This is a genomic window from Undibacterium sp. GW821-FHT11H02, from assembly GCF_058808015.1.
Genome location: NZ_JBXARG010000001.1, coordinates 211984 through 231978, shown reverse-complemented (window position 1 = coordinate 231978; position 19995 = coordinate 211984). Strand labels below are relative to the sequence as shown.

General features: G+C 46.0%; 18 protein-coding genes. 6 read left to right on the top strand and 12 right to left on the bottom strand.

Annotated elements, in window-relative coordinates; translation table 11 throughout:
- Positions 1-27: 27 nt before the first annotated feature.
- The 4 genes from AC1RR2_RS00995 to AC1RR2_RS00980 form a co-directional block, all read right to left on the bottom strand.
- Positions 28-1590 carry a 3-keto-alpha-glucoside-1,2-lyase-like domain-containing protein gene (locus tag AC1RR2_RS00995; RefSeq protein WP_493220432.1) on the bottom strand — a complete coding sequence of 521 codons (1563 nt, stop codon included), beginning with the start codon at positions 1588-1590 and terminating at the stop codon, positions 28-30.
- Positions 1591-1681: 91 nt separating this feature from the next.
- On the bottom strand, positions 1682-2428 hold the full coding sequence (locus tag AC1RR2_RS00990; RefSeq protein WP_493220431.1) for an AraC family transcriptional regulator: 747 nt from the start codon (positions 2426-2428) through the stop codon (positions 1682-1684).
- Between the two features lie 23 nt (positions 2429-2451).
- The gene (locus AC1RR2_RS00985) at positions 2452-3738 is read right to left on the bottom strand and encodes an MFS transporter (RefSeq protein WP_493220430.1); all 1287 of its coding nucleotides are present in this window, start codon (positions 3736-3738) and stop codon (positions 2452-2454) included.
- Between the two features lie 527 nt (positions 3739-4265).
- Positions 4266-5654, bottom strand: a complete 1389-nt coding sequence (locus AC1RR2_RS00980; protein WP_493220429.1) for a Gfo/Idh/MocA family protein — start codon at positions 5652-5654, stop codon at positions 4266-4268.
- 491 nt (positions 5655-6145) lie between these two features.
- Between AC1RR2_RS00980 and AC1RR2_RS00975 the strand changes: the two genes are divergently transcribed.
- Positions 6146-7465 carry a DUF3472 domain-containing protein gene (locus AC1RR2_RS00975; RefSeq protein WP_493220428.1) on the top strand — a complete coding sequence of 440 codons (1320 nt, stop codon included), beginning with the start codon at positions 6146-6148 and terminating at the stop codon, positions 7463-7465.
- A gap of 168 nt (positions 7466-7633) precedes the next feature.
- On the opposite strand, the gene AC1RR2_RS00970 is transcribed toward AC1RR2_RS00975, so the two are convergent.
- The 5 genes from AC1RR2_RS00970 to AC1RR2_RS00950 form a co-directional block, all read right to left on the bottom strand.
- Positions 7634-8908 (bottom strand): NAD(P)/FAD-dependent oxidoreductase, encoded by a 1275-nt coding sequence (locus AC1RR2_RS00970; protein ID WP_493220427.1) that lies wholly within the window; start codon positions 8906-8908, stop codon positions 7634-7636.
- Positions 8909-8968: 60 nt separating this feature from the next.
- On the bottom strand, positions 8969-9391 hold the full coding sequence (gene trxC / locus AC1RR2_RS00965; protein ID WP_493220426.1) for a thioredoxin TrxC: 423 nt from the start codon (positions 9389-9391) through the stop codon (positions 8969-8971).
- A gap of 67 nt (positions 9392-9458) precedes the next feature.
- Complete coding sequence (locus AC1RR2_RS00960) at positions 9459-9668, bottom strand: YgaP family membrane protein (RefSeq protein WP_493220425.1); 210 nt, start codon at positions 9666-9668, stop codon at positions 9459-9461.
- A 43-nt stretch (positions 9669-9711) separates the two neighbouring features.
- A complete protein-coding gene (locus AC1RR2_RS00955; protein WP_493220424.1) occupies positions 9712-12921 on the bottom strand; it encodes an efflux RND transporter permease subunit in 3210 nt (1069 codons plus the stop codon).
- Positions 12922-12930: 9 nt separating this feature from the next.
- Positions 12931-14025, bottom strand: coding sequence for an efflux RND transporter periplasmic adaptor subunit (locus tag AC1RR2_RS00950; protein WP_493220423.1), 1095 nt, complete (start codon positions 14023-14025; stop codon positions 12931-12933).
- 288 nt (positions 14026-14313) lie between these two features.
- On the opposite strand from AC1RR2_RS00950, the gene AC1RR2_RS00945 reads away from it, so the two are divergent.
- A complete protein-coding gene (locus AC1RR2_RS00945; protein WP_493220422.1) occupies positions 14314-16380 on the top strand; it encodes a WD40 repeat domain-containing protein in 2067 nt (688 codons plus the stop codon).
- 211 nt (positions 16381-16591) lie between these two features.
- On the opposite strand, the gene AC1RR2_RS00940 is transcribed toward AC1RR2_RS00945, so the two are convergent.
- The gene (locus AC1RR2_RS00940) at positions 16592-16903 is read right to left on the bottom strand and encodes a BON domain-containing protein (protein ID WP_493220421.1); all 312 of its coding nucleotides are present in this window, start codon (positions 16901-16903) and stop codon (positions 16592-16594) included.
- 115 nt (positions 16904-17018) lie between these two features.
- Positions 17019-17561 carry a hypothetical protein gene (locus tag AC1RR2_RS00935; RefSeq protein WP_493220420.1) on the bottom strand — a complete coding sequence of 181 codons (543 nt, stop codon included), beginning with the start codon at positions 17559-17561 and terminating at the stop codon, positions 17019-17021.
- Positions 17562-17827: 266 nt separating this feature from the next.
- Here AC1RR2_RS00935 and AC1RR2_RS00930 point away from each other — a divergent pair, with 266 nt between their 5' ends.
- The 4 genes from AC1RR2_RS00930 (at position 17828) to AC1RR2_RS00915 (ending at position 19240) form a co-directional block, all read left to right on the top strand.
- The gene (locus AC1RR2_RS00930) at positions 17828-18268 is read left to right on the top strand and encodes an outer membrane lipoprotein (protein ID WP_493220419.1); all 441 of its coding nucleotides are present in this window, start codon (positions 17828-17830) and stop codon (positions 18266-18268) included.
- A 132-nt stretch (positions 18269-18400) separates the two neighbouring features.
- Positions 18401-18550 (top strand): lmo0937 family membrane protein, encoded by a 150-nt coding sequence (locus tag AC1RR2_RS00925; RefSeq protein WP_493220418.1) that lies wholly within the window; start codon positions 18401-18403, stop codon positions 18548-18550.
- A 71-nt stretch (positions 18551-18621) separates the two neighbouring features.
- Positions 18622-18906: a sll1863 family stress response protein gene (locus AC1RR2_RS00920; RefSeq protein WP_493220417.1), complete on the top strand. Its 285-nt coding sequence runs from the start codon at positions 18622-18624 to the stop codon at positions 18904-18906.
- A gap of 130 nt (positions 18907-19036) precedes the next feature.
- Positions 19037-19240, top strand: a complete 204-nt coding sequence (locus AC1RR2_RS00915; protein ID WP_493220416.1) for a CsbD family protein — start codon at positions 19037-19039, stop codon at positions 19238-19240.
- Between the two features lie 157 nt (positions 19241-19397).
- Here AC1RR2_RS00915 and AC1RR2_RS00910 read toward each other — a convergent pair whose 3' ends face one another.
- Complete coding sequence (locus AC1RR2_RS00910; RefSeq protein ID WP_493220415.1) at positions 19398-19799, bottom strand: PRC-barrel domain-containing protein; 402 nt, start codon at positions 19797-19799, stop codon at positions 19398-19400.
- Between the last annotated feature and the right edge of the window lie 196 nt (positions 19800-19995).

The window sequence follows — 19995 nt, the reverse complement described above, 5'->3', positions numbered from 1 at the left end:
TGTGTTTAAATTTTATTTGTGACAGGATTAAAGCGAGCGAATTTTGATGTTTCTAAAACTGACTGCATCGCCGTGATCCTGCAAACCTATGCGCCCTTTCTTCGTTTCACCAAAACCAGGCATATTGCCGAATTTACTTTGCTTAACTAAATCTTTCCAGGCATCCGTCCAAAGCCGCGTATTCACGACATGCCGCCCATTTAAGTAAAAATTCAGTTCACCATGATCACTCACAATATCGACCAGATTCCATAGGCCCGGCGCTAATGCTGCAGCTTGCGTCGCAGCAATCAAGTCATATAAGTCGCCGGCACGATGTTTGAAAATTTTTCCGTCGGCGTGACCATCATTGTCTAAGACTTGCATTTCCAATCCTGTGTTCCAGGCGTAAGGGTATTGTTTCGCATCTTCATTTACATATAAAAAAATGCCGCTATTGCCGTTCTTTTGCAGCTTCCATTCCAATTGCAGATGAAAATTATCGAATTGCTCGTCAGTGACTATGTCGCCACCGCCCGAGGTTTGCCAGCCGTCTTTTTTACTGACATCTAATTGCAATTCGCCCTGATAAATCTTCCACGCGCTACCTATCGTGGCTTTGCCATAGGCGTGCCAACCTTGGGTGCTTTTACCGTCGAACAGAAGTTTCCAGCCATTCGCTTGTTCGCTTGGTGTTAAGGCATTGAGAGGCCTGCCCGTGCCGGCTTTTCTGACGGCGATGACTGCTTGCAAGCCACGCAGAGATTGCTCCACGCTTTGCATAGGACTTAATCCGTTTGGATATTCTTCTTGTTCAACCACGATCCACTCTGTTCCACCCACTTGTACATTCGCCTGATACAAAGCATCCCAGTCAATATTGTCTTGACCTATGATGGTGGTATAGGATTTGCCACTGTCAGTGTTGATGGGTTTTAGCGCTAATTTGCTTTTGTAGTGTGTCGTCAAAGTACGACCCGGATAGCGCTTAACCAACAACACAGGATCTTTGCCTGCATAGCTAGTCCATCCCACGTCCTGCTGCAAAATTACTTCATGCGGCGTGTTTTGCGCGATTGCATCCCAATAGGTCTTACCTTCGAAAGCATTCATTTCTACACTATGATTGTGAAAGCCAATTTGCATGCCGAAGGGTTTTAATTGTCGAGAGAGTGAACTTAAATCCTGTGCCAGCATTTTCACCCCAACAGGATCTCCCGCACGCGAGTCGCTAGGTACAATTAATTTATTACATCCTATATCTTGATAAAACTTGACAACTTTGGCGAAGTTGTCCGGGTTGAGCTGCGCTATGGCGACATGGGCGCCCGACGCTTTCAAACCCGTCTTGTCCAAGAATCGTTTCAAAGCTGGCGCGTCATCTTTGTAAGGGCCGAAGTTGCCAGCAAACTCGACACCTTGAAAACCCATTGCTGCAAGTTTTTTTAAAGTACCTTCAAAGTCTTTACTAAGATCATCTTTGACTGACCACAATTGCACACTCAATTGCGGGTATTGGTTTGATTGCGTTGCTGCAGGATTGCTTACCGGACTACTTAATTGCCGGGCTTGCGCTGCGCTAGGACCCAGCAGGCTTAAACTCAACAACATACCGACTCCCAAGTAAGCACATTTACAAAACGAATTTTTCAATTTTTTGTCTCCAACTGAGGTTGATCCACATTTTTATGATTTAGATTCTTTAACTGGCTTTAGCTTGTTCTGCCACTAAAGAAAATTGACGTGGCGTCATGCCGATCACGGTGCGAAACTCTTTAGTAAAATAACTTTGATCACAAAATCCAGTTTCAGAAAAAGCCTTTTTAATGCCATAGCCGGTCGCCAACAATTTGCAGGCCTGATGTATGCGTAAGTGTTTGAGGTACTGCATAGGCGTTTGCGAAAAATGTTTTTTGAATTTTCGTTCAAAGGTGCTCAAAGACATACAAGCCAGCTCCGCCAGATCAGCGATATTGACGTCATTCATGTACTCACGCTGCATATACTCGATACTCGACTTGAATACTTGAAATGGCTCTATGATGTTTTGCGAACGCTCTGCGTCACGACTAAAGCCTTCAACGCCAACAATAACGCCCTTACGATTTCTGATCGGAGTTTTGGTGGTAAACAACCAAAACAATTTTCCATTCACGCCAACCACCACTTCAAACTTATCTTTCACCACCAACTGCCCCGACATGACCGCCAGATCATCGTCCCGTATCCGGCTTGCTACATCGTGACTTAGGAAATCGAAGTCAGTCTTGCCAATCACCTCTTCTGCACTCTCCAAATTAAATTTTTCTTGCAAGAGTTTATTTGCGCAGACAAATTGTCCATCGCAATTTTTTGCAAAATAAAACGTATCCGATAAGAGATCAAAGATGGCATACGGCGAAGAAATGCCATGCTTGGTATAGAAGTTTTTAACGTCCCTGGCAGTCATTGCGTATCTCTACCTGTGATCAATTATTTGCTGCTCTGACGACGATCATGCCACCAGATCGCTGCAAATATAGGCAATAAAAGCAGCGGCACCATCGCAATCGCTTGAAAGGATTCACGGGAGGCAATTTGAATTACTTGGACTGATTGCTCGGCTGATAAGGTCGCCAATTTGTCCGCCCCGCCTGCTGCAAGATTTTTAGCATCATCAAAAATTTTACCAAGCACAGGCAATAAAAATTGTATCGCCATACCACCTGTAAAACCCATAAGCCCCATCGCTAGCGCTCCGCCACGTACAAAACGTTCAGAGACCACAGCCAGCATGGTTGGCCACATGAAGCAAACACCCGCGCCCCAAATCGTCGCCGCCAACACGGCTGTCACCGGGCTATTCGCACGACTGAGCGCAAACAAACCTATCGCTGCCAGCAAGCTGCTGACCCACAATAAACCTATGCTCGATAAACGGTGGGCAATAGGTCCAGCAAAATGACGCATCACAAACATCAAGGTACTGACATAAATTAAAATGAAGATGCCGCTCATACCTACGGTGTGACTGAGAGTGAGATCGACCCATTGACCCGGCGCCAGTTCACTCGAGGTCGTCAGCCACATGCAGCACAAGAAAATTAAGAATTGAGGACGACGATATAATTCACGGCACATATCAGCGTAGGAAACCCCTTGCGCAACACGTTCCGTGACAGGGAAGATTTGACCACGCACCAGCATAATGATGGCGACGGCAGGCAGACACAGCACCACCAAATTCGTTTGCCAAGGTAATCCTAAGGTCTTAACGGCAATGCTAAACAAGCCGCCGAAAACGATACCGGCGGGCCACCATGCATGCAAAATATTCAGGCGTTTGATTTTGTTTTCAGGATCGATACTGACCACCAAAGGATTGACCGCGCCTTCAACACCGCCCCATCCCAAACCGGTCAACATTAAACCTATCAGCACTATGGTAAAGCTCGTTGAATCAACGGGACGCACTGATGCCCACAGTACCAACAAACTACCGAGCAAGTTACTCAAAGCGGAGAAGACTAAAATACGCTTAGAACCTAAGATATCGACTAATGAGCTGCCGATTAAAAGTGTGAAGGCAAAACCGAGAAAGGTCATGCCCAAGGCTTGCCCCACCATGGTGGCAGATTGCGCGGCGTCAATCACGCTAAAAATCTTGACCCGCAAATCATCGGCAATCGCAGCACGAACTGCAAAGCCCAGACCTATCGTAAAAATCGCCAAATTTGAAGTAAACAACAAACGTGCGTTGAAACTATTCTTTGTCTCCATCTGCTTTCCTTTTTTTGATGTATTGGAAATGCTTTATTTTTTGCATCGCGCCAAAATATTCCGAGAAAAATTGATTTTAAATGAGACTTAATTTAACAGCTTCAGTTCATTCAACGCCGATTTTGCAACAGCACATTTTTGTCACGATGTCGCAAGCATAGTAACAAGCAATAATGGTAAGCACTATGGAAAAATCCGCAAAAAATATAATAAATTCGGCAAAGCCTAATTTTTAGTCACGCCAACTGTGTCACACAAGCCAATATTTGCTCCAAGTTTGCTTTGAGTTCAATCGTCTTTCATCGGCGACTTAACTAAACACTGATTCTGCTCGCTAAACAAAACTATTTTTTTGTGTGCTGCAGTAATTGTCATTGCAAATGAAATGTTCCAGTTCTAACTAAAGCTTACTTTTCACGTACCATTTAGAGCTAATAGCGAAATCTATTTCGGTCGATAGCAACGCGGCGCGCGGCACGCCCTACTTGCGAAGTCCAATTACGCAATTTAATTTGCGGATATTTGCATCATACTTTCACGTCCATCACCCTGCCATTCTTGCGACTACTCTCGGCCATAAATCCCATGATGTGACTTTCGATCGATTCATCAATCGTCGAAGTTAATAGTGCCGGATTTTGTTGTGAAACAGCTTGAACGAAATCTTTGACTAATAACCAATCACCGCCACCATGTCCACTATTTTTGTATCCAGCGACATCTTCAGCGTCTGGCACAAATTTAGTCTCTTTCTTAGTCCTAAAATCATGGACGATCAATTCATTCATGTCGCCAACCATGTCGCCCATAGATCCCATGACACGCGTGCGGCGTCCATGGTAGGCAGTGAAGGCTTCCATAGAAAAACTGGCCGTGACGTTATCGCTGAACTGTATGCTCGATACATAGTGATCAGGCTGATCATTATCCATACGATAAACACAGCGGCCATAATCACTGGTCTTGAGTTTTTCACGCGCAGCAAGCTTGCGATCTGGCACATTGTCCGGAATATCTAAAACATGGGATCTACCCACGACATCGACGTATTCTTTGATTGCGGAGTAAGGGCAAGAGCGTTCTACTGGGCATCCGTCAGTACAGCGTGCCGTGCTTCCTTGCGGTGCGTTTTCGCGACGGAACCATTTCAGGTTACCCATCGCGACGATTTTTTCAGCTTTTTTATTGATGACCCATTTCATGATGTCGAGATCGTGACAGGACTTCGCCAAAATAATAGGTGTGGTTTGCTTAGAATTGTGCCAGTTCCCGCGCACATAGGAGTGAGCCATGTGTGTGTGTTCGATAGGTTCGAGGTGCTGCATACTGATCACCTCACCGATCGCGCCTTTGGCAATCAGTTCTTTCATCTTAACGAAATAAGGCGCATATCTTAAAACGTGGCACACCGCGACGATGCGTCCGGTTTTCTTAGCTAGGGCAAGAATGTTTCTACATTCTCTTTCGGTTGGTGCGATTGGTTTTTCCAGTAGAACATCGTAACCGAGACGCAGCGCTTGCATGCACGGTTCGTAATGGAGATTGTCTGGCATTGAGATGATCACTGCATCAGCCATCTTTGGCTTTTTGAAGACGTCTTCCCAGGTATTGAAGCGATTTTCTGCTTCAATACTATGTTTCTTCGCATACTTTTCATTACGAAAAACAACCGGCTCTGCGACGCCAACTACCTTAAGTTGTTCTGGAAATTGCGTTGCGTAATCGCCGTACACATTACCCCTACTCCCTGCGCCGCAGGTTACAACCGTCACAGGTTTTGACAAAGGCTGATGCGTCGTATTTTCTCCAATGCGATAACTATAAGAATTCTCTCCCACGCGACCCAATACATCGGTAGTGACGATACCAGCACCCAAGCTCAAGCTTATGGTTTTGAGTAGATTTCGACGATTCATTTTATAGTTCCTTGTACTTGATTCTTTGTCTGGAGCGAATGGACCCGATTACAATTTACCTGACGACACTCGCTGCAATTCATCATCGATTAAATATACTGGAGAAATATTTAATCGGATTGTAGGATACTAGCATTAAGTTTTCAGTATTTTTTATCTAAAAATCCGCAAAATTTATAAGGGAATCGGCGGCTTTCAAACTAGCCTACGATGACTGATCACGAACAAAATTCGCGGCTATTTTCAGTGTCTTAAATTCGCTATTTTTGCAGACTTTAAGCTATAAGCTCCTCAATTTTTTGTACACGTCACAGCAAAAATATGTCGCTGGCAACCACATTTGTCTCTCTCTAGAATCAAACATTGAAATAATTGTTCAAAAAGACAAACCTGCACAGAAAAGGGACTTTTTTCTTCAACAACAATTATTTCTCACTTGGCAAAGTCAATTTAATGTTGTCTTTGTAAATTCAAACCTAGGGGAGAGAGACATGAGAGTAAAACAAAAGATAGGCTTCATGATGATAATTGCTAGCCTGTTTGGCCTGCTAGCGGCGTGCGGTGGTCAAACTGGCGCTAACAATGTCACAGGTAGTAGTCCAGAGACACCACCCACTGCGACTGTCTACAACGCAACCGTCAATCTAGGCGGCAATGCCTTTATTACCAGCGCCAGCAGCTCCGCATCGGAAATCATTAACGATAGCGGTCTAGCCAATTGGACCAATGCATCGACCGTGACCAGTGTGTATTTTCGACTGGCACAGACGGGTCAATTAAAACTGGGCTTGGTTGCACGACTAGCAGGTTCCACCGCAAGCACTGTCAAAGTGACGATTAACGGCACAGCTTTCAACGTGAATTTGAGCGGCGCCTCTTCAAAAACTTATGATGTCGGCACGGTCAATATCGCTGCGGCCGGCTACGTCAAAGTTGATATTCAAGGCGTCAGTAAAAATGGCAGTTATTTTGGCGATGTATCCGCAGTCAAGATCGCAGGTACTGCAGCAACCACTGGCATGAATTACGCCAATGATGCCGCCAATTACTATTGGTCGCGCCGTGGCCCTTCTGTGAATATTGGTTATGTAACCCCAACCAATACCGAGTATTTTTACAACGAACTCACCGTCCCTGCGGGTGAAGACAAAATCGGTTCCTATTTCATGGCAAACGGTTTTGGTCAGGGCTATTTCGGAATGCAAGTCAAATCAACGACTGAACGCTGGATGCTATTTTCAGTATGGGACGCGGACAATGGCGCAAAAACCACCTTGGTCAGAAAAGGACCGAATGTGGTGGACAATACTTTTGGTGGTGAAGGTACAGGCGGTCAAGCTTACTTGGTCTACAACTGGCTAGCCGGCAATACCTACAAGTTCATCACAAAGGCAACGCCTGACGGTGCTGGCAGCACGATATACTCTGCATGGTTTTACGCGCCAGAAACAGCTGCTTGGCGCTTTATGGCAAGTTGGAAACGTCCAAATATTTCAACCTATTTAACCGGATCACATTCTTTCCTCGAGAATTTTATCGACACCAATGGCTATCTCGGACGCAAAGTATTGTTAAGCAATCAGTGGGCACGCAATACCGCGGGTGCATGGTCAGAAGTCACCCAGATGTCATTTCATGGCGATGCGACTGCCGCCAATAAACAACGCATGGATTTTGCTGGTGGTTTAGAAAACGGCAAATTCTATATGCGCAACGGCGGCTTTTTTGCCAACTATGTGCCTCTGGGACAAAGCTTTACGCGCCCTGCTTTAGGCACTGCACCTAATGTGAATGTCGCTACTTTGCCTTAGCTAGATGATTAAATTTTCGGTTAAGAACCTGACTGTTATTTTGATGACAGCCAGGTTTTTTGGGGGACTTGGCTTGACCAAGTTAGAGATAGACGAACGATTAACAATCGATGTGGTGACGCAACCAATTCAGATAAGCCATAAGTCGCTGACAAAAAACATCTAATCTCATTTATCCAGGCGCTCAATTCCCAGCATTTTCAGAACATATTTTTCGTAAATAGGCTCGGAGTTTCCCGTCTTCATTTTACGGATAAAGTACTTTTCGAAAGCGATTTTGGCGTAATGCACCCACTTTCCTTTTTTAAACCAGTTGACATTGCGTGGTGGGATTTGGGGTAAAGCGACAAAGGCCGCACCTGTGTCACCCATGTCAGCCAAACAAATGGCGTTCCAACTGCCTTTGGCTGTGGCGGGTTTACCGCTTAGTTCAGATTCAATATTGTGTACGATGGCCGTCACCATGGTCTCTATCATATAGCCTGTTTTCGGCGCGCCGGTCGGTACCGGTGTGACTTCGACAGGCGGAATCGCAATACACACCCCCGCAGAGAAAATATTGGCAAATTTCTTACTGCGCTGATGATCATCTACCAATACGAATCCACGCGGATTACACAATCCATCAACCGCGGCGATAGGATCAACACCACGGAAGGACGGTAACATCATGCTGAATTTGAAGGGTAACTCATGTTCTTTCTTCAAATTACCGAGATCATCCATTTCACTGACGTACATCTTGCCATCTTCAACCCGCGTCGTTTTTGCATTGCAAATCCATTTGATATCGTGATTTCGAAACTCACTCTCGAGCATCGACTTTGAGTCACCGACACCGCCTAAACCTAAGTGACCTACATAGGGTTCACTAGTAACATAAGTGATGGGTACCTTATTGCGTAACTTGCGGCGTTTCAGGTCAGTGTTAAAGATGAATGCAAATTCATAAGCTGGACCAAAACACGAGGCTGACGGCATTGCGCCAATAATTGCTGGGCCTGGATCATTGAGGAATCTTTGGTAAGCCTCATACGCGTGTTCGGCGTGATCAATTGAGCAGATAGAATGTGTGAAACCGTTCGCAGGCCCAGCGCCTGGGACTTCATCGAACGCCAGCTTAGGGCCTGTAGTGATTACCAAATAATCATATTGCTGCATGCTACCATCAGCTAACGTTAGAGAATTATCTTGTGGTTGTAGGCTAATCACCGCCTGAGCTATGAAATTGATACCTTTCTTTTCCAGATAAGGACGAATCTCAAAAGTAATCGCTTCACGTTGCCTCCAACCTATGGCAACCCAAGGATTGGAAGGAACAAATTGAAAGTAATCGACTGCATTGATTACTGTGATGGTGTGCGTTTTGTCGAGCTTTTCGCGTAATTCATAAGCAGCTGGCATACCACCAGTACCCGCGCCGAGAACAATAATATGTGCCATGTCTTCTCCAATAGAATCAATTAAGTCGTTGAGCGATGTGTTATGGGGTGGCTCATGTCGTCATTGCAAATAATTGCGCGCCCAGGCCAGAATTTGCGCCGCTGGCATAACCCCGCTTTGTCTTGCAATCTCTATGCCGTTTTTCATTAGTAATAAAGTAGGTATGCTACGGATACCAAATCGTTGGCTTGCTAAAGGGGCGGCATCGCTGTCAACTTTAACGAAACGAATCTCGGGCGCCATTTTTGCGGCTTGTTCAAATTGTGGTGCCATCGCCTGACAAGGCCCACACCATGCAGCCCAAAAATCGATCAAAACAGGTAAGTCTGTGTTGGAAAGAAATTTGGGCAATTGCTGTTCCGTCAGTTTGACTGATTCAATGGCCATCAGTGCATGCGCACATTTTCCACAAACTGGTTGATCTGACAGGCGTTCATCAGGAATACGATTGGTCGCATTGCAAGCAGGGCAAACAAGTTGCATGGTGTTACCTCATTTAAAACGTAACTAGGACGGATTGGGTAAGTATCTAAGTGCTTAGAAAAATATATCAATTGCCAGACTTAAAACCCAATTTACGCATGATGATTTCCATTAAGCACCATTTCGTGAGTCCACTTTGTAAGATATTTGCTCCCACAAAAGCAGTAAATGCCAGCCACCATTGATTCATAAATAGAGGACTAGCGGGAGCGCCTAAAGCCAAGCTCAATAAAATAAAAGTACCCGCTATAACTCGTACCATTTGCCATGAAGTCATGATCTTTCTCCTGAAAATAAAAAGCTAAAAAAAACTACACACTTCAAGCTATCGCATCATATTTTTTGCGATAGGCCATGAAGTACAACAAGGGAATAACTATCAGTGTCAACAAGGTGGAGACAAAAATACCGAAAATCAAAGAGATCGCTAATCCGTTGAAGATAGGATCATCGAGAATAAAGAATGCACCCATCATGGCCGCTAAGCCGGTTAAAGCAATCGGCTGAGCGCGGGTAATCGCTGAGCTGACCACCGCGTCTTTAAAAGCCATTCCTGCCGCCACTTGTACGTGAATGAAGTCCACCAGCAATATAGAGTTACGCACAATAATCCCAGCCAAAGCGATCATGCCTATCATGCTGGTCGCCGTATATTGCGCGCCAAGCAAGGCATGTCCTGGCATCACGCCTATGATAGTCAGAGGTATCGGTGCCATGATAATTAGCGGCGTCAGATAAGACCCAAATTGTGCAACCACTAATAGATAGATCAAGATCAAACCCACCGCATAGGCGGCACCCATGTCGCGGAAAGTCTCATAAGTCACCTGCCATTCGCCGTCCCACTTCAAACTAAAGCCACGGTAGGGATCTTGTGGTGCATTTATAAAAAACTCGTCTAATTTACCACCACCCGGCGTGACGATTTTGGCGATGTCGCTGCGCATCGCGAACATGCCGTACAGAGGACTATCGACCTTGCCTGCCATGTCAGCCACGACATAGTTCACGGGCAAGCCATCTTTGTGATACAGCGGTTGTTCACGTAAGGTATCGGTGACGGTCACCAATTCACGAATAGGCACAATGCCACCTTGCGCATTCTTGACGCCGAGAGACAGCAAAGTATCGAGATTGCCTTGTTCTGACACGGGTAATCTTAAGTTGGCGGACACCGGATATTTACTCTCATCATGTAAATAAGTGGCTACGTCTCCGGCCAAACCAGTTCGTAAAGTCATCACTATGCTGGCTTGGGAAATACCCAGCTGTGCGGCTTTGCGTCGGTCAATAATCAATAATTTACGCGGTGCAAAAATGATGCTGCTGTCGTCTACGTCAACTATGCCTTCTGATTTTTCGAACACGGCGCGCACTTGTTTCGCAACTTGACGACGTTCCAAATCACCGGGTCCGTAGACCTCTGCCACGATAGGCGCTAACACAGGCGGACCAGGCGGTACTTCGACGACTTTGACATTAGCTTCTGGATCGATTTTCTTTGCCAAGGCCTGCAATTGCGGACGGACACGGCTTGCAATCGTATGACTCTTGTCTGAGCGATGATGTTTATCGACCAGATTGACCTGAATGTCACCTACTTCACCGCCAGCACGTAAATAGTATTGACGCACCAGGCCATTAAAATTAATTGGTGCAGCAGTTCCCGCATAGGCTTGGTAGTCAGTGACCTCTGGTACGGCTTGCAAATAATTGCCAAGTTCATGCAAGACCGCCGCCGTTTTCTCGACCGGTGTTCCTGCAGGCATATCGACGATCACTTGAAACTCTGACTTATTATCGAAAGGCAGCATTTTTAATTGCACTAAACCGAGTACCGGCAATGCCACAGATAAAGCGATCAAAGCGGCGACACCCAGACCCAGTTTTTTGCGGTCTTTGCTGCCTGATTTATCATCTAAAAATGGCCTAAAGATGGCTTGAAAGTACGGCGCTAATTTAGCAGCCGTGCCATCGCCCGCATGATGCCCTTCTTTCATCCAGATGCGCGCCAACCAAGGCGTCACCACAAAGGCAATCGCCAATGATAGCAACATTCCCATGCTGGCATTGATGGGGATAGGACTCATATAAGGCCCCATGAGACCGCTAACAAAAGCCATAGGCAGCAATGCAGCAATCACAGTAAAAGTAGCGAGTATTGTCGGGCCGCCCACTTCATCGACCGCACCAGGGATAATTTCCGCCAGGCTTTTATGTGGAAATAGCGCTTGGTGACGATGGATATTTTCCACCACCACGATCGCGTCATCAACCAAAATGCCGATAGAGAATATCAACGCAAATAGCGAGACGCGATTGAGCGTAAAACCCCAGGCCCATGAAGCGAATAAAGTAACGGTTAAGGTTAGGATCACTGCGGTACCGACTATCGCTGCTTCGCGCCGTCCGAGTGCGATGAAGACCAGCGCCACTACCGACATCGTGGCAAACAAAAGTTTTTGTATGAGTTTCTTCGCCTTATCATCGGCAGTCTGGCCGTAGTTGCGCGAGATACTGACCTCGACCTCGGCCGGGATTACAGCATTCTTCAATAACTCAACTCTCGCAATGACAGCATCGGCGACATCAACCGCATTTTGCCCCGGCTTTTTGGTTACCGCGATAGTGACGGCAGGATATTCAGCTGCGGCTTTACCTGCCGTGCCATGCCAAACATATTGGCTCGCTTGCAGCGCCGCATCTTCTATCGTCGCTACCTCTTGTAAAAAAATCGGGCGTTTGTTTTTAACTGCAACAACGAGTTCACCAACACTACGCGCATCGTTCAAAAAGGGGCCTGCCTCGATAGCGATGTTGCGATTACCTGCGCTCAATTCGCCCGCAGGCTGACTGAGATTTGCGGCCTGCAATGTTGCTTGCAAATCCATCACGGTCAGGCCGTTAGCTGCTAATTTGGTCGGGTCTAAAGCGATATTAATTGCCCTGCCCGGCCCACCTATGGTCGTGATTTCACGGCTACCTTTTACCCTTTTCAGATCTGCTTCTATACTATGGGCAACGGTCTCCAATGCAGCGGCAGCTGTTTCTGGATTCTTGCTCCACAGCGTCAAAGAAACGATAGGGACATCATCAATTCCTTTGGGTTTGATCAAAGGCTCTAGTACACCTAAATTCGCCGGCAACCAATCACGGTGACTGTGCACCGTGTCATATAGTCTGACCAAAGCTTCCGTGCGAGGCACACCGACTTCAAATTGAACTGTGATAATCGCCAAACCCGGACGCGCCACCGACATCACATGTTCTACATTGGCAATTTGTCCCAAGACTTGTTCGGCTGGAATCAGCACTGATTGTTCAACCTCTTTCACCGAGGCGCCGGGGAAAGGAATCAGGACATTTGCCATCGTCACATTGATCTGCGGCTCTTCTTCGCGAGGCGTCACCATGACGGCGAACAAGCCGAGTAAAAAGGCTACTAGTGCGATTAAAGGCGTCAATTGCGCCGATTGAAAGAATCTGGCGATTCGACCCGAAACGCCCATTTTTTGTGTATCCGTGGACATTTGCGCTCCTTATTTTGTGGTCGACAAACTTGCCGCCAAAGGATCAACCGCAACCATCTCACCTTTGCTGACGCCACTTAGAATCTCTTGCTCGCTCCCTGAGATCGGCCCAGGTTTAACCTGCCTTAAGACTGCTTTGCCCTGCGCATTGACCACGTACACCGCATACAACTCAGAGCGGCGAAATACGGCGGAAGCTGGCACATAGAGCCGACCATGATCATTTGCTTTGCTGTCAGACTTGGATCTATTTAAAGTGTTTGTGTCCAAACTCAAATTAATTCTTGCAAACATGCCGGGCTGTACCGCCTTGACGCCCGCAGGCAAATCTAAGCGCAGTTGAACCGTGTGAGTAGATGCATCGGAGAGCGGCAATACCGTAACTGACTTCGGTGTGATAAAGCGCAATTCGGGCGCTAAGGAAGGAATCTCTATGGTCAAGCCTTGCGCCAGTTTTAATGCCGCGACTTTGGCCTGCGGCACCGTAAAGATGACACGCAAGGCAGTTGGATCATACACCGTCATAATGGGACGTCCCGGCATTGCCATATCACCGATTGCTGAGGGCATGTCCGACACGATGCCATTATAGGGCGCCGAGATAGCATAAAAACCCGACTGCGTTTGTACCGCGCCAGTCTGGGCGATCTGTGCATTTGCTTGAGCTGCAGCGGACTTAAATTGCGCCTGAGCGCGATCTAACTGCGCTTGGCTGATGTAGTTTTTTTCAAAAAGAAGTTTTTGACGTTCATAATCTTTTTCTGCTACCGCCAAATTAGCTCGCGCAGCATCGACCTGCGCTTTGCTGGCAGTGACATCCTGCTGCGCTGCGCGGGCGTCGAGCCGCACTAACAACTGCCCCGCCTTGATGGTGTCACCAGCCTGAACTGGAAGCTGCACAATGGCGCCAGATACTTGCGGTGAAATGACGGTATTGCGCACAGCTTCCACCACACCGTCAGCGCTAATGAAAGCATCGGCATTCGCCATCCTGACAGGCGCGGTGCTTATGGTCGATGGCTTTTGAGCCCAGACCACTCCAACACTAGGCAAACTTGTCAGGAAGATCGCTACTGCCAACAATTTAAGAGGAAGTTTCGGCATAATCAATGCTCCGTTAGGCAAAAATGAAGATGAAATAAATGAGTTTGCTTTTGCATAGATTGAATAATATACCTATTTGCGTAATAATGCAAATATGGGGCAAAAGACACTAAGACGTCGACCGCAGGAATTTTATTATTGAATTTCCACCAAAGTAGTGCGTTATGTCAAGCAGAGTCCTAATCACATAAACCATGTTTTTGGCGCCTGCTCCACTAAACACTAAGCTTGACGCAATCAAGGAATAACTAGCAAAATCAAGCTACTCCCTCCACTTGCGTACCTACCATGAAAACTACTCAATTACTGTTAGCGTTTTGGCTCGCTTTTTTTACCAACTCAGGAATTGCGCAAGACAAGCAAATGTTGCAGTCGCGGTCCTATCAAGCACACATAGGTGCGGCAAGTCATGCGATTCGCCTGCACGAAACAGCTGACGCGACTCATTGGTTACAACAAGCGCCAAAAGCACTTCGTGGATGGGAATGGGACTACCTTCAACAGCAAGTGATGCAAGCGCAGGCTGGGTTCGGCGCTGCCACGGGAAGCGTCAAGGTCTTGAGTATAAGTCCCAATGGATTATGGCTAGCCACCGCGGACAAGGACAAAAAAGTCAGGGTAATCGAACTCAGTAGCGGTAAGGAACTATGGTCGTTTTTTGATAAAAATTTGACGCCGCAATCCTTGGCTTTTCATCCCGCCCTACCCTTATTGAGCGCGGGTTTTTCCAAACATTTGGTAAAGACTTGGGAAGTCTCTACAGGAAAAGAGCGACAACACTTGCAAGGTGCTGGTCGTGGCATCACAGCGATCGCATTTAGCCCCGACGGTAAAGACTTAGCAGCAGCTTCTTGGAACCATAATAAAGAGCGTGGCGTTTGGGGTATCGTCGAGATTTGGGATCATCAGACCGGAGCGCCAGTACAAAAACTTGACTACGGCACCAAGCCTTTGCTGAGTATTGCCTACAGTCCGGACGGGCAATATCTGGCGGTGGGTTCATGGGAGGTACAAAAAACCATCGCTTTCTGGAATACCAAGTCTTGGGGAGATGCAGAGCTACTTACATCGGAAGAGAACGATCAATACAAGGCAGTACAAAGCATACAGTTCAGTCCAGACAGCCGATTATTAGCAGCCGGCGGCAAAGACGGCAAAATACGGATATGGAATATGCAGTCACGTCAACGCCTTCATACTTTAGGCGATCAAGGTCGGGGTCATACAAAGTGGGTAAATAGCATCGCTTTTAGCCCAGATAGCAAGACTCTGGTATCAGCCTCCACTGACCAGACGATACGAACCTGGGACGTAATTAAGGGTGCGGAAACAGGAATTTTGCACGCCCACATCAAGGGTGTGCAGTCGGTTGTTTATGCGCCAGGTGGGACCTATTTCTTGAGTGCTGGCGCACCAGAAATCAAGCGCTGGAATAGCGACCAACTATCAGGCGTCGGACGCTACGCCAGTGCCTGGAAACATCCCGCCAGTGTGTATGGTATTCATTTCTCTTCCGATGGTACATATGCATATACCGCAGCCTGGCAAGGCGGTTTAAGAATCTGGAATACCCAAAATTCTGAGATGCTTGCTGAATGGCATGGGCATCAGTCCTCGGCGAATGCTGTCAGTAGTAACAAGGATCAGAGTCGCCTTGCGAGCGTGGGTAACGATGGTCTTATCAAGATTTGGGATAAAGTATCGCCTGTCATGCCTTATCAACTGAGCAGCACGCTTGATGAAGTGAAAGGCAATCAACTCGTGGCAGTCCAATTATATGCCGATGGCAAGCAGGTATTTGCAGCGTCCAGTGCGGGTACCGCCAAGGTATGGAATATCGCTGAGAAGAAAATCATATTGACGTTGCAGCACGAAAAAAACATCAGCACGACGGCGATGAGTGCAGATCAAAAATTTTTAGCGACAGGTGCCCAGGACGGTAGTGTCAAAGTGTGGGATGCGCAAAGTGGAAAGGAGATTTATAGTTTTACGCACCACAAAGCTCAGATTCATGCGCTAAGTTTTAATCCGCAATCAACTTACTTAGCGATTGCTTCTGGCGATGCCAGTTTAAGTCAGGTCGAGCTCAAGAGAAATGGACGGGTACAGCAGATTGAAGCGCATGACGAAACCGTCTATAGCGTCGCTTACCATCCAGATGGAAAACGCTTAGTGAGTGCCTCAGCCGACCAAACAGTCAAGCTGTGGGACACGCAGCATCTCCAGCATTTGCTCAGCATCTACTATGAATCACCTGTGTATCAAGCGCAATTTTCACCAGATGGAAAGACGCTTTATACCTTACCGATGGACGCTTCTGTGAGAGTACTAAAGAGTCATCAGGCTTCCCCATAACGAGAAACTGTAATGACTAGCAATTAGCGACATTTTGCTGCAGATATCCGGCTAACACGAGCAAGGGAATTGGGAACATATCTTAAAAAGTAGTATTGCCTATTGACCTAATATATGCGCTTGCAAGCTGCGAAAAAAGCTGACCGAAAAAATGAAAAAAGCTAGTAAGGCAAACCAATGCCGTGCTAGCTTTTTTACTGACCACCCTAATTTACTTTACACGCATATCATTTTTTACCGAGTTGACACCGCGTACATTGCGCGCCACTGAGACGGCTTTGTCTATGCTTGAAGCGTTACTGACGAAACCGCTTAACTGCACAACACCTTTGAAGGTTTCGACATTGATTTCGGCTGATTTTAAGGTGGGCTCGTTCAATATCTCTGCTTTTACTTTGGTGGTAATCCAAGAGTCATCAATATACTCGCCTGTGCTTTCTTGTTGCTTGGTTGCAGCACAACCCGCTAAACCAACTAAAGAACAAGCGAACAGGATAGCCAACAATTTTTGTGAGATTTTCATAAATACTTTCTAAGAGATGCGGGATTTAACTACATAAAAGTGATTTGCCATCGATATGGCGAGGACTCAATTTAATACTTAACTGATACTGCTACTGCTGTTGTTACTACGAGCTTCATTTACCAAACTTCTTTTTAGCGCTGGTAACACAAGTGTCTTTCGCTACGCCGCTTAAGGCATCGCATTTTTCAATGGCGACTTTGTATTCTGCATTCTTTTTATCTGCAGCTTCGTCGCTGCGTGCTTCAATCACTTTCTTGTCTGCTTTGGCGGTAGCAACGGCAGCTACTTTGGTCGATTTTGCTTTCTTGATACAGACATCTTTGTCATTGCCTATCATCGCCAGGCATTTCGCTTTATCGACTTCATAATCGGCATCGGCAATCTTCTTAATTGCACTGGTGCGTGCATTCAAATTGTTATGAAAATTGGCTTGCGCGTTTTCTTCGGTATGGATACGTGCAGCCTTAGCTTCTGCGGTGCAGACATCCTTAGCGTTATCCTTCAGCGAGGTACACTTTGCCGACGCGATTTTGTAGTCCGCTTCGGCTTTTATTTTTGCGTCTTTAAAGATAGTCGCGGCATCAGGATCCGCAGCAAAAGCGCTCGTACTCATAGATACCGCACAAATCAAAGAAGCTAGTAGGATTTTTTTCATTTGTTACTTTCGTTAGTAGGGATTAGTGAGCCGGAACAAGTGAATCAAAAAAAGCCTGCCATTTGTGCCGTTTGGCCTGTCAGAGTGAATCGACTGTGTTGTTATACGTGGCCATAAACAATAGTTCTGTTCGTTGTCGAACATAGGCTTGGCAAGCTTGGAAAAGAATTCTTGTATTCTCAAAAAAAAGAACTCCTGAGCGTGCGTCAACGAACAGAGACTTTCTTTTTGATTTTTTATGATGAAGCTCTTACTAAGGAGCCCTCATGAAAAATATTATCCCCACCACTTTGTTGGTTTGTATTGCAGCCCTAAGTGGCTGTGCTAGTAACGCCCCCTATCAAACTTCAACGCCCTATAACAATACTTACGCACAGCGCAGTTCACTCGGTACGGTTGACTCAATACAGTGGGTCGGTAATGAGCGACCAAGTAGCGGTGCTGGCGCCGTAGTTGGCGGCATTATTGGCGCGATTGTCGGTAATCAGATTGGTGGCGGCACCGGACGCACCGTTGCGACAGTTGCAGGTGGCATAGGCGGTGCCGTGATCGGTAATAACGTAGAAAAAAATCGCCAAGACAATTACTACCGTATCAGTATCCGCATGGATGATGGCGGATATCAAGTTGTACATCAAACTGATATCGGCAATCTACGCAACGGCGACAGAATACGCGTTGCCGATGGTCATGCATATAGAAATTAAGCTTAGTCCCAATTTTCAATACTAGGTTTTCACGCTGGCAATTTTGTAAGCTTCCACATTTTAATTTCAATAAATTTGGTGAAATAAAGTGTGTTTGCTCTTAACTTATTTTTTAAAAAAAAAGGAAATTTTATGTTGTATACCCTAGGTGTCGTTCTGATTGTGCTTTGGTTATTAGGTTTTGTTAGTGCCTATACCCTGGGCGGTTTTATTCACATCTTGCTGGTCATTGCGGTGATCATGTTGTTGATAGGATTCATTAGTGGTCGACGTCGATTCTAGATGACGAGCTAAAGTCCCACGCTGTCTGAAAAGTACATTCATCAGTAACAAGCAAATTGATAGGAAAACATATGCAATCCAGAACTGTCTATATTGAAAAAATCAAACATGAACTCGATGAGCTCAATGTCAAATTAACTGAACTTGAATTTTCCGCTGCGAATATCCAAGATAACACGCGTGAACGCTATCATGCAGAGATAGAAAAGGTCAGAGTACAGTCTGATTTGGCGAAAGAGAAAATGACAAAACTACGAGAGAGCAGCGAAGAATCATGGCATGCGATGGTGGCGGATATCGATAAAATCCGCGACGCTTTCGTCAATTCATTTCACTACTTCAAATCGCAAATTTAAGTGCGCAGAAATAAATTGGCGCAAATTCAAACCTGATTAAACTCAAACATTTAAGGTGTGCGAGTCTACAAATCCCATTGTTATTAAGACGACGGTGCTGACAGCAACGTCATTTACTAGAAAGTAACTCATGAACAAAGATCAAGCAAACGGCGCACTTAAGAATATTGGTGGCAAAGTGCAACAGAACATCGGTAAGCTTACTGGCAGCAAGCAACAGCAAGTAGCGGGCTTAAAGAATCAGGCCATAGGTAAAGCACAGGAAGCTGTCGGTGACACTAAGGCGGCGATTAAAGACATACAAAAAACGGTCAGTAAAGCATTCAAAAAATAGTCAGCATTAATTTCACTGTCGCAACTGAAAGTGGTCGTTTTTTACGACCACTTTTTTTTGTACTCGATTTGTATGCGGTATAAAAAACACCGCAACAAACATCGTCGCGGTGCAAACATCAGACATCAAATTTGAATTTGTGTCCTCTGGGGAGAATTTAGATCGCTTTTGGATGGTAGTAGTTATTCACACTATCTGTCCATTCTTGATCTGCCATGTCAGGCCAATGATCTGAGTTAAAGCCAGGCGCATTTTCAAAGCGTTCCTTCATGATGTTCATGGTAAAGCGTTTATTCGTGGTATCTAAGTGCAGTGCTTCCCACGGGACCGCAAATAGCTTTTGACCTATCGTAAATACACCACCAAATGACATTACCGCGTAAGCAATTCTGCCATTCGATACATTCAACATAATTTCTTTAATATCGCCTAAATGCTCATCTTGCAAATTGTAGACGGCGTCACCAATCAAGGTGTCGGCGCCCATTAAACGCGGGCCAGGTCCATATTCTGCATCTCTTTTGTACATGCCATACAAGTCACGATTTTCATAGTTCATGGTGTCATCCTTAAGTTATTTCAGCGGGAGTGCTGCACTAGTCTCGCCCAAAATCGCTTTAGTATCAGTACGTTCACGTACATTAGTTCTACCATTTAAGACGTGGACCAGGCCAATATTTGCTGTCGTGGTAAAGCTTCAGTATTGCTCTGATGTGTATCAAGTCACTCGATTCTGAATTGCCGGTTTGTCTGTT

Bases quoted from the DNA above. Each gene is read 5' to 3' on its own strand.
- AC1RR2_RS00915 (WP_493220416.1), top strand. From the start codon at position 19,037: ATGAACAAAGATCAAGCAAACGGCGCACTTAAGAATATTGGTGGCAAA.
- AC1RR2_RS00955 (WP_493220424.1), bottom strand. From the start codon at position 12,921: ATGTCCACGGATACACAAAAAATGGGCGTTTCGGGTCGAATCGCCAGA.
- AC1RR2_RS00990 (WP_493220431.1), bottom strand. From the start codon at position 2,428: ATGACTGCCAGGGACGTTAAAAACTTCTATACCAAGCATGGCATTTCT.
- AC1RR2_RS00995 (WP_493220432.1), bottom strand. From the start codon at position 1,590: ATGTTGTTGAGTTTAAGCCTGCTGGGTCCTAGCGCAGCGCAAGCCCGG.
- AC1RR2_RS00985 (WP_493220430.1), bottom strand. From the start codon at position 3,738: ATGGAGACAAAGAATAGTTTCAACGCACGTTTGTTGTTTACTTCAAAT.
- trxC (WP_493220426.1), bottom strand. From the start codon at position 9,391: ATGCAACTTGTTTGCCCTGCTTGCAATGCGACCAATCGTATTCCTGAT.
- AC1RR2_RS00930 (WP_493220419.1), top strand. From the start codon at position 17,828: ATGAAAAATATTATCCCCACCACTTTGTTGGTTTGTATTGCAGCCCTA.
- AC1RR2_RS00980 (WP_493220429.1), bottom strand. From the start codon at position 5,654: ATGAATCGTCGAAATCTACTCAAAACCATAAGCTTGAGCTTGGGTGCT.
- AC1RR2_RS00910 (WP_493220415.1), bottom strand. From the start codon at position 19,799: ATGAACTATGAAAATCGTGACTTGTATGGCATGTACAAAAGAGATGCA.
- AC1RR2_RS00935 (WP_493220420.1), bottom strand. From the start codon at position 17,561: ATGAAAAAAATCCTACTAGCTTCTTTGATTTGTGCGGTATCTATGAGT.
- AC1RR2_RS00925 (WP_493220418.1), top strand. From the start codon at position 18,401: ATGTTGTATACCCTAGGTGTCGTTCTGATTGTGCTTTGGTTATTAGGT.
- AC1RR2_RS00940 (WP_493220421.1), bottom strand. From the start codon at position 16,903: ATGAAAATCTCACAAAAATTGTTGGCTATCCTGTTCGCTTGTTCTTTA.
- AC1RR2_RS00975 (WP_493220428.1), top strand. From the start codon at position 6,146: ATGAGAGTAAAACAAAAGATAGGCTTCATGATGATAATTGCTAGCCTG.
- AC1RR2_RS00945 (WP_493220422.1), top strand. From the start codon at position 14,314: ATGAAAACTACTCAATTACTGTTAGCGTTTTGGCTCGCTTTTTTTACC.
- AC1RR2_RS00960 (WP_493220425.1), bottom strand. From the start codon at position 9,668: ATGACTTCATGGCAAATGGTACGAGTTATAGCGGGTACTTTTATTTTA.
- AC1RR2_RS00970 (WP_493220427.1), bottom strand. From the start codon at position 8,908: ATGGCACATATTATTGTTCTCGGCGCGGGTACTGGTGGTATGCCAGCT.
- AC1RR2_RS00950 (WP_493220423.1), bottom strand. From the start codon at position 14,025: ATGCCGAAACTTCCTCTTAAATTGTTGGCAGTAGCGATCTTCCTGACA.
- AC1RR2_RS00920 (WP_493220417.1), top strand. From the start codon at position 18,622: ATGCAATCCAGAACTGTCTATATTGAAAAAATCAAACATGAACTCGAT.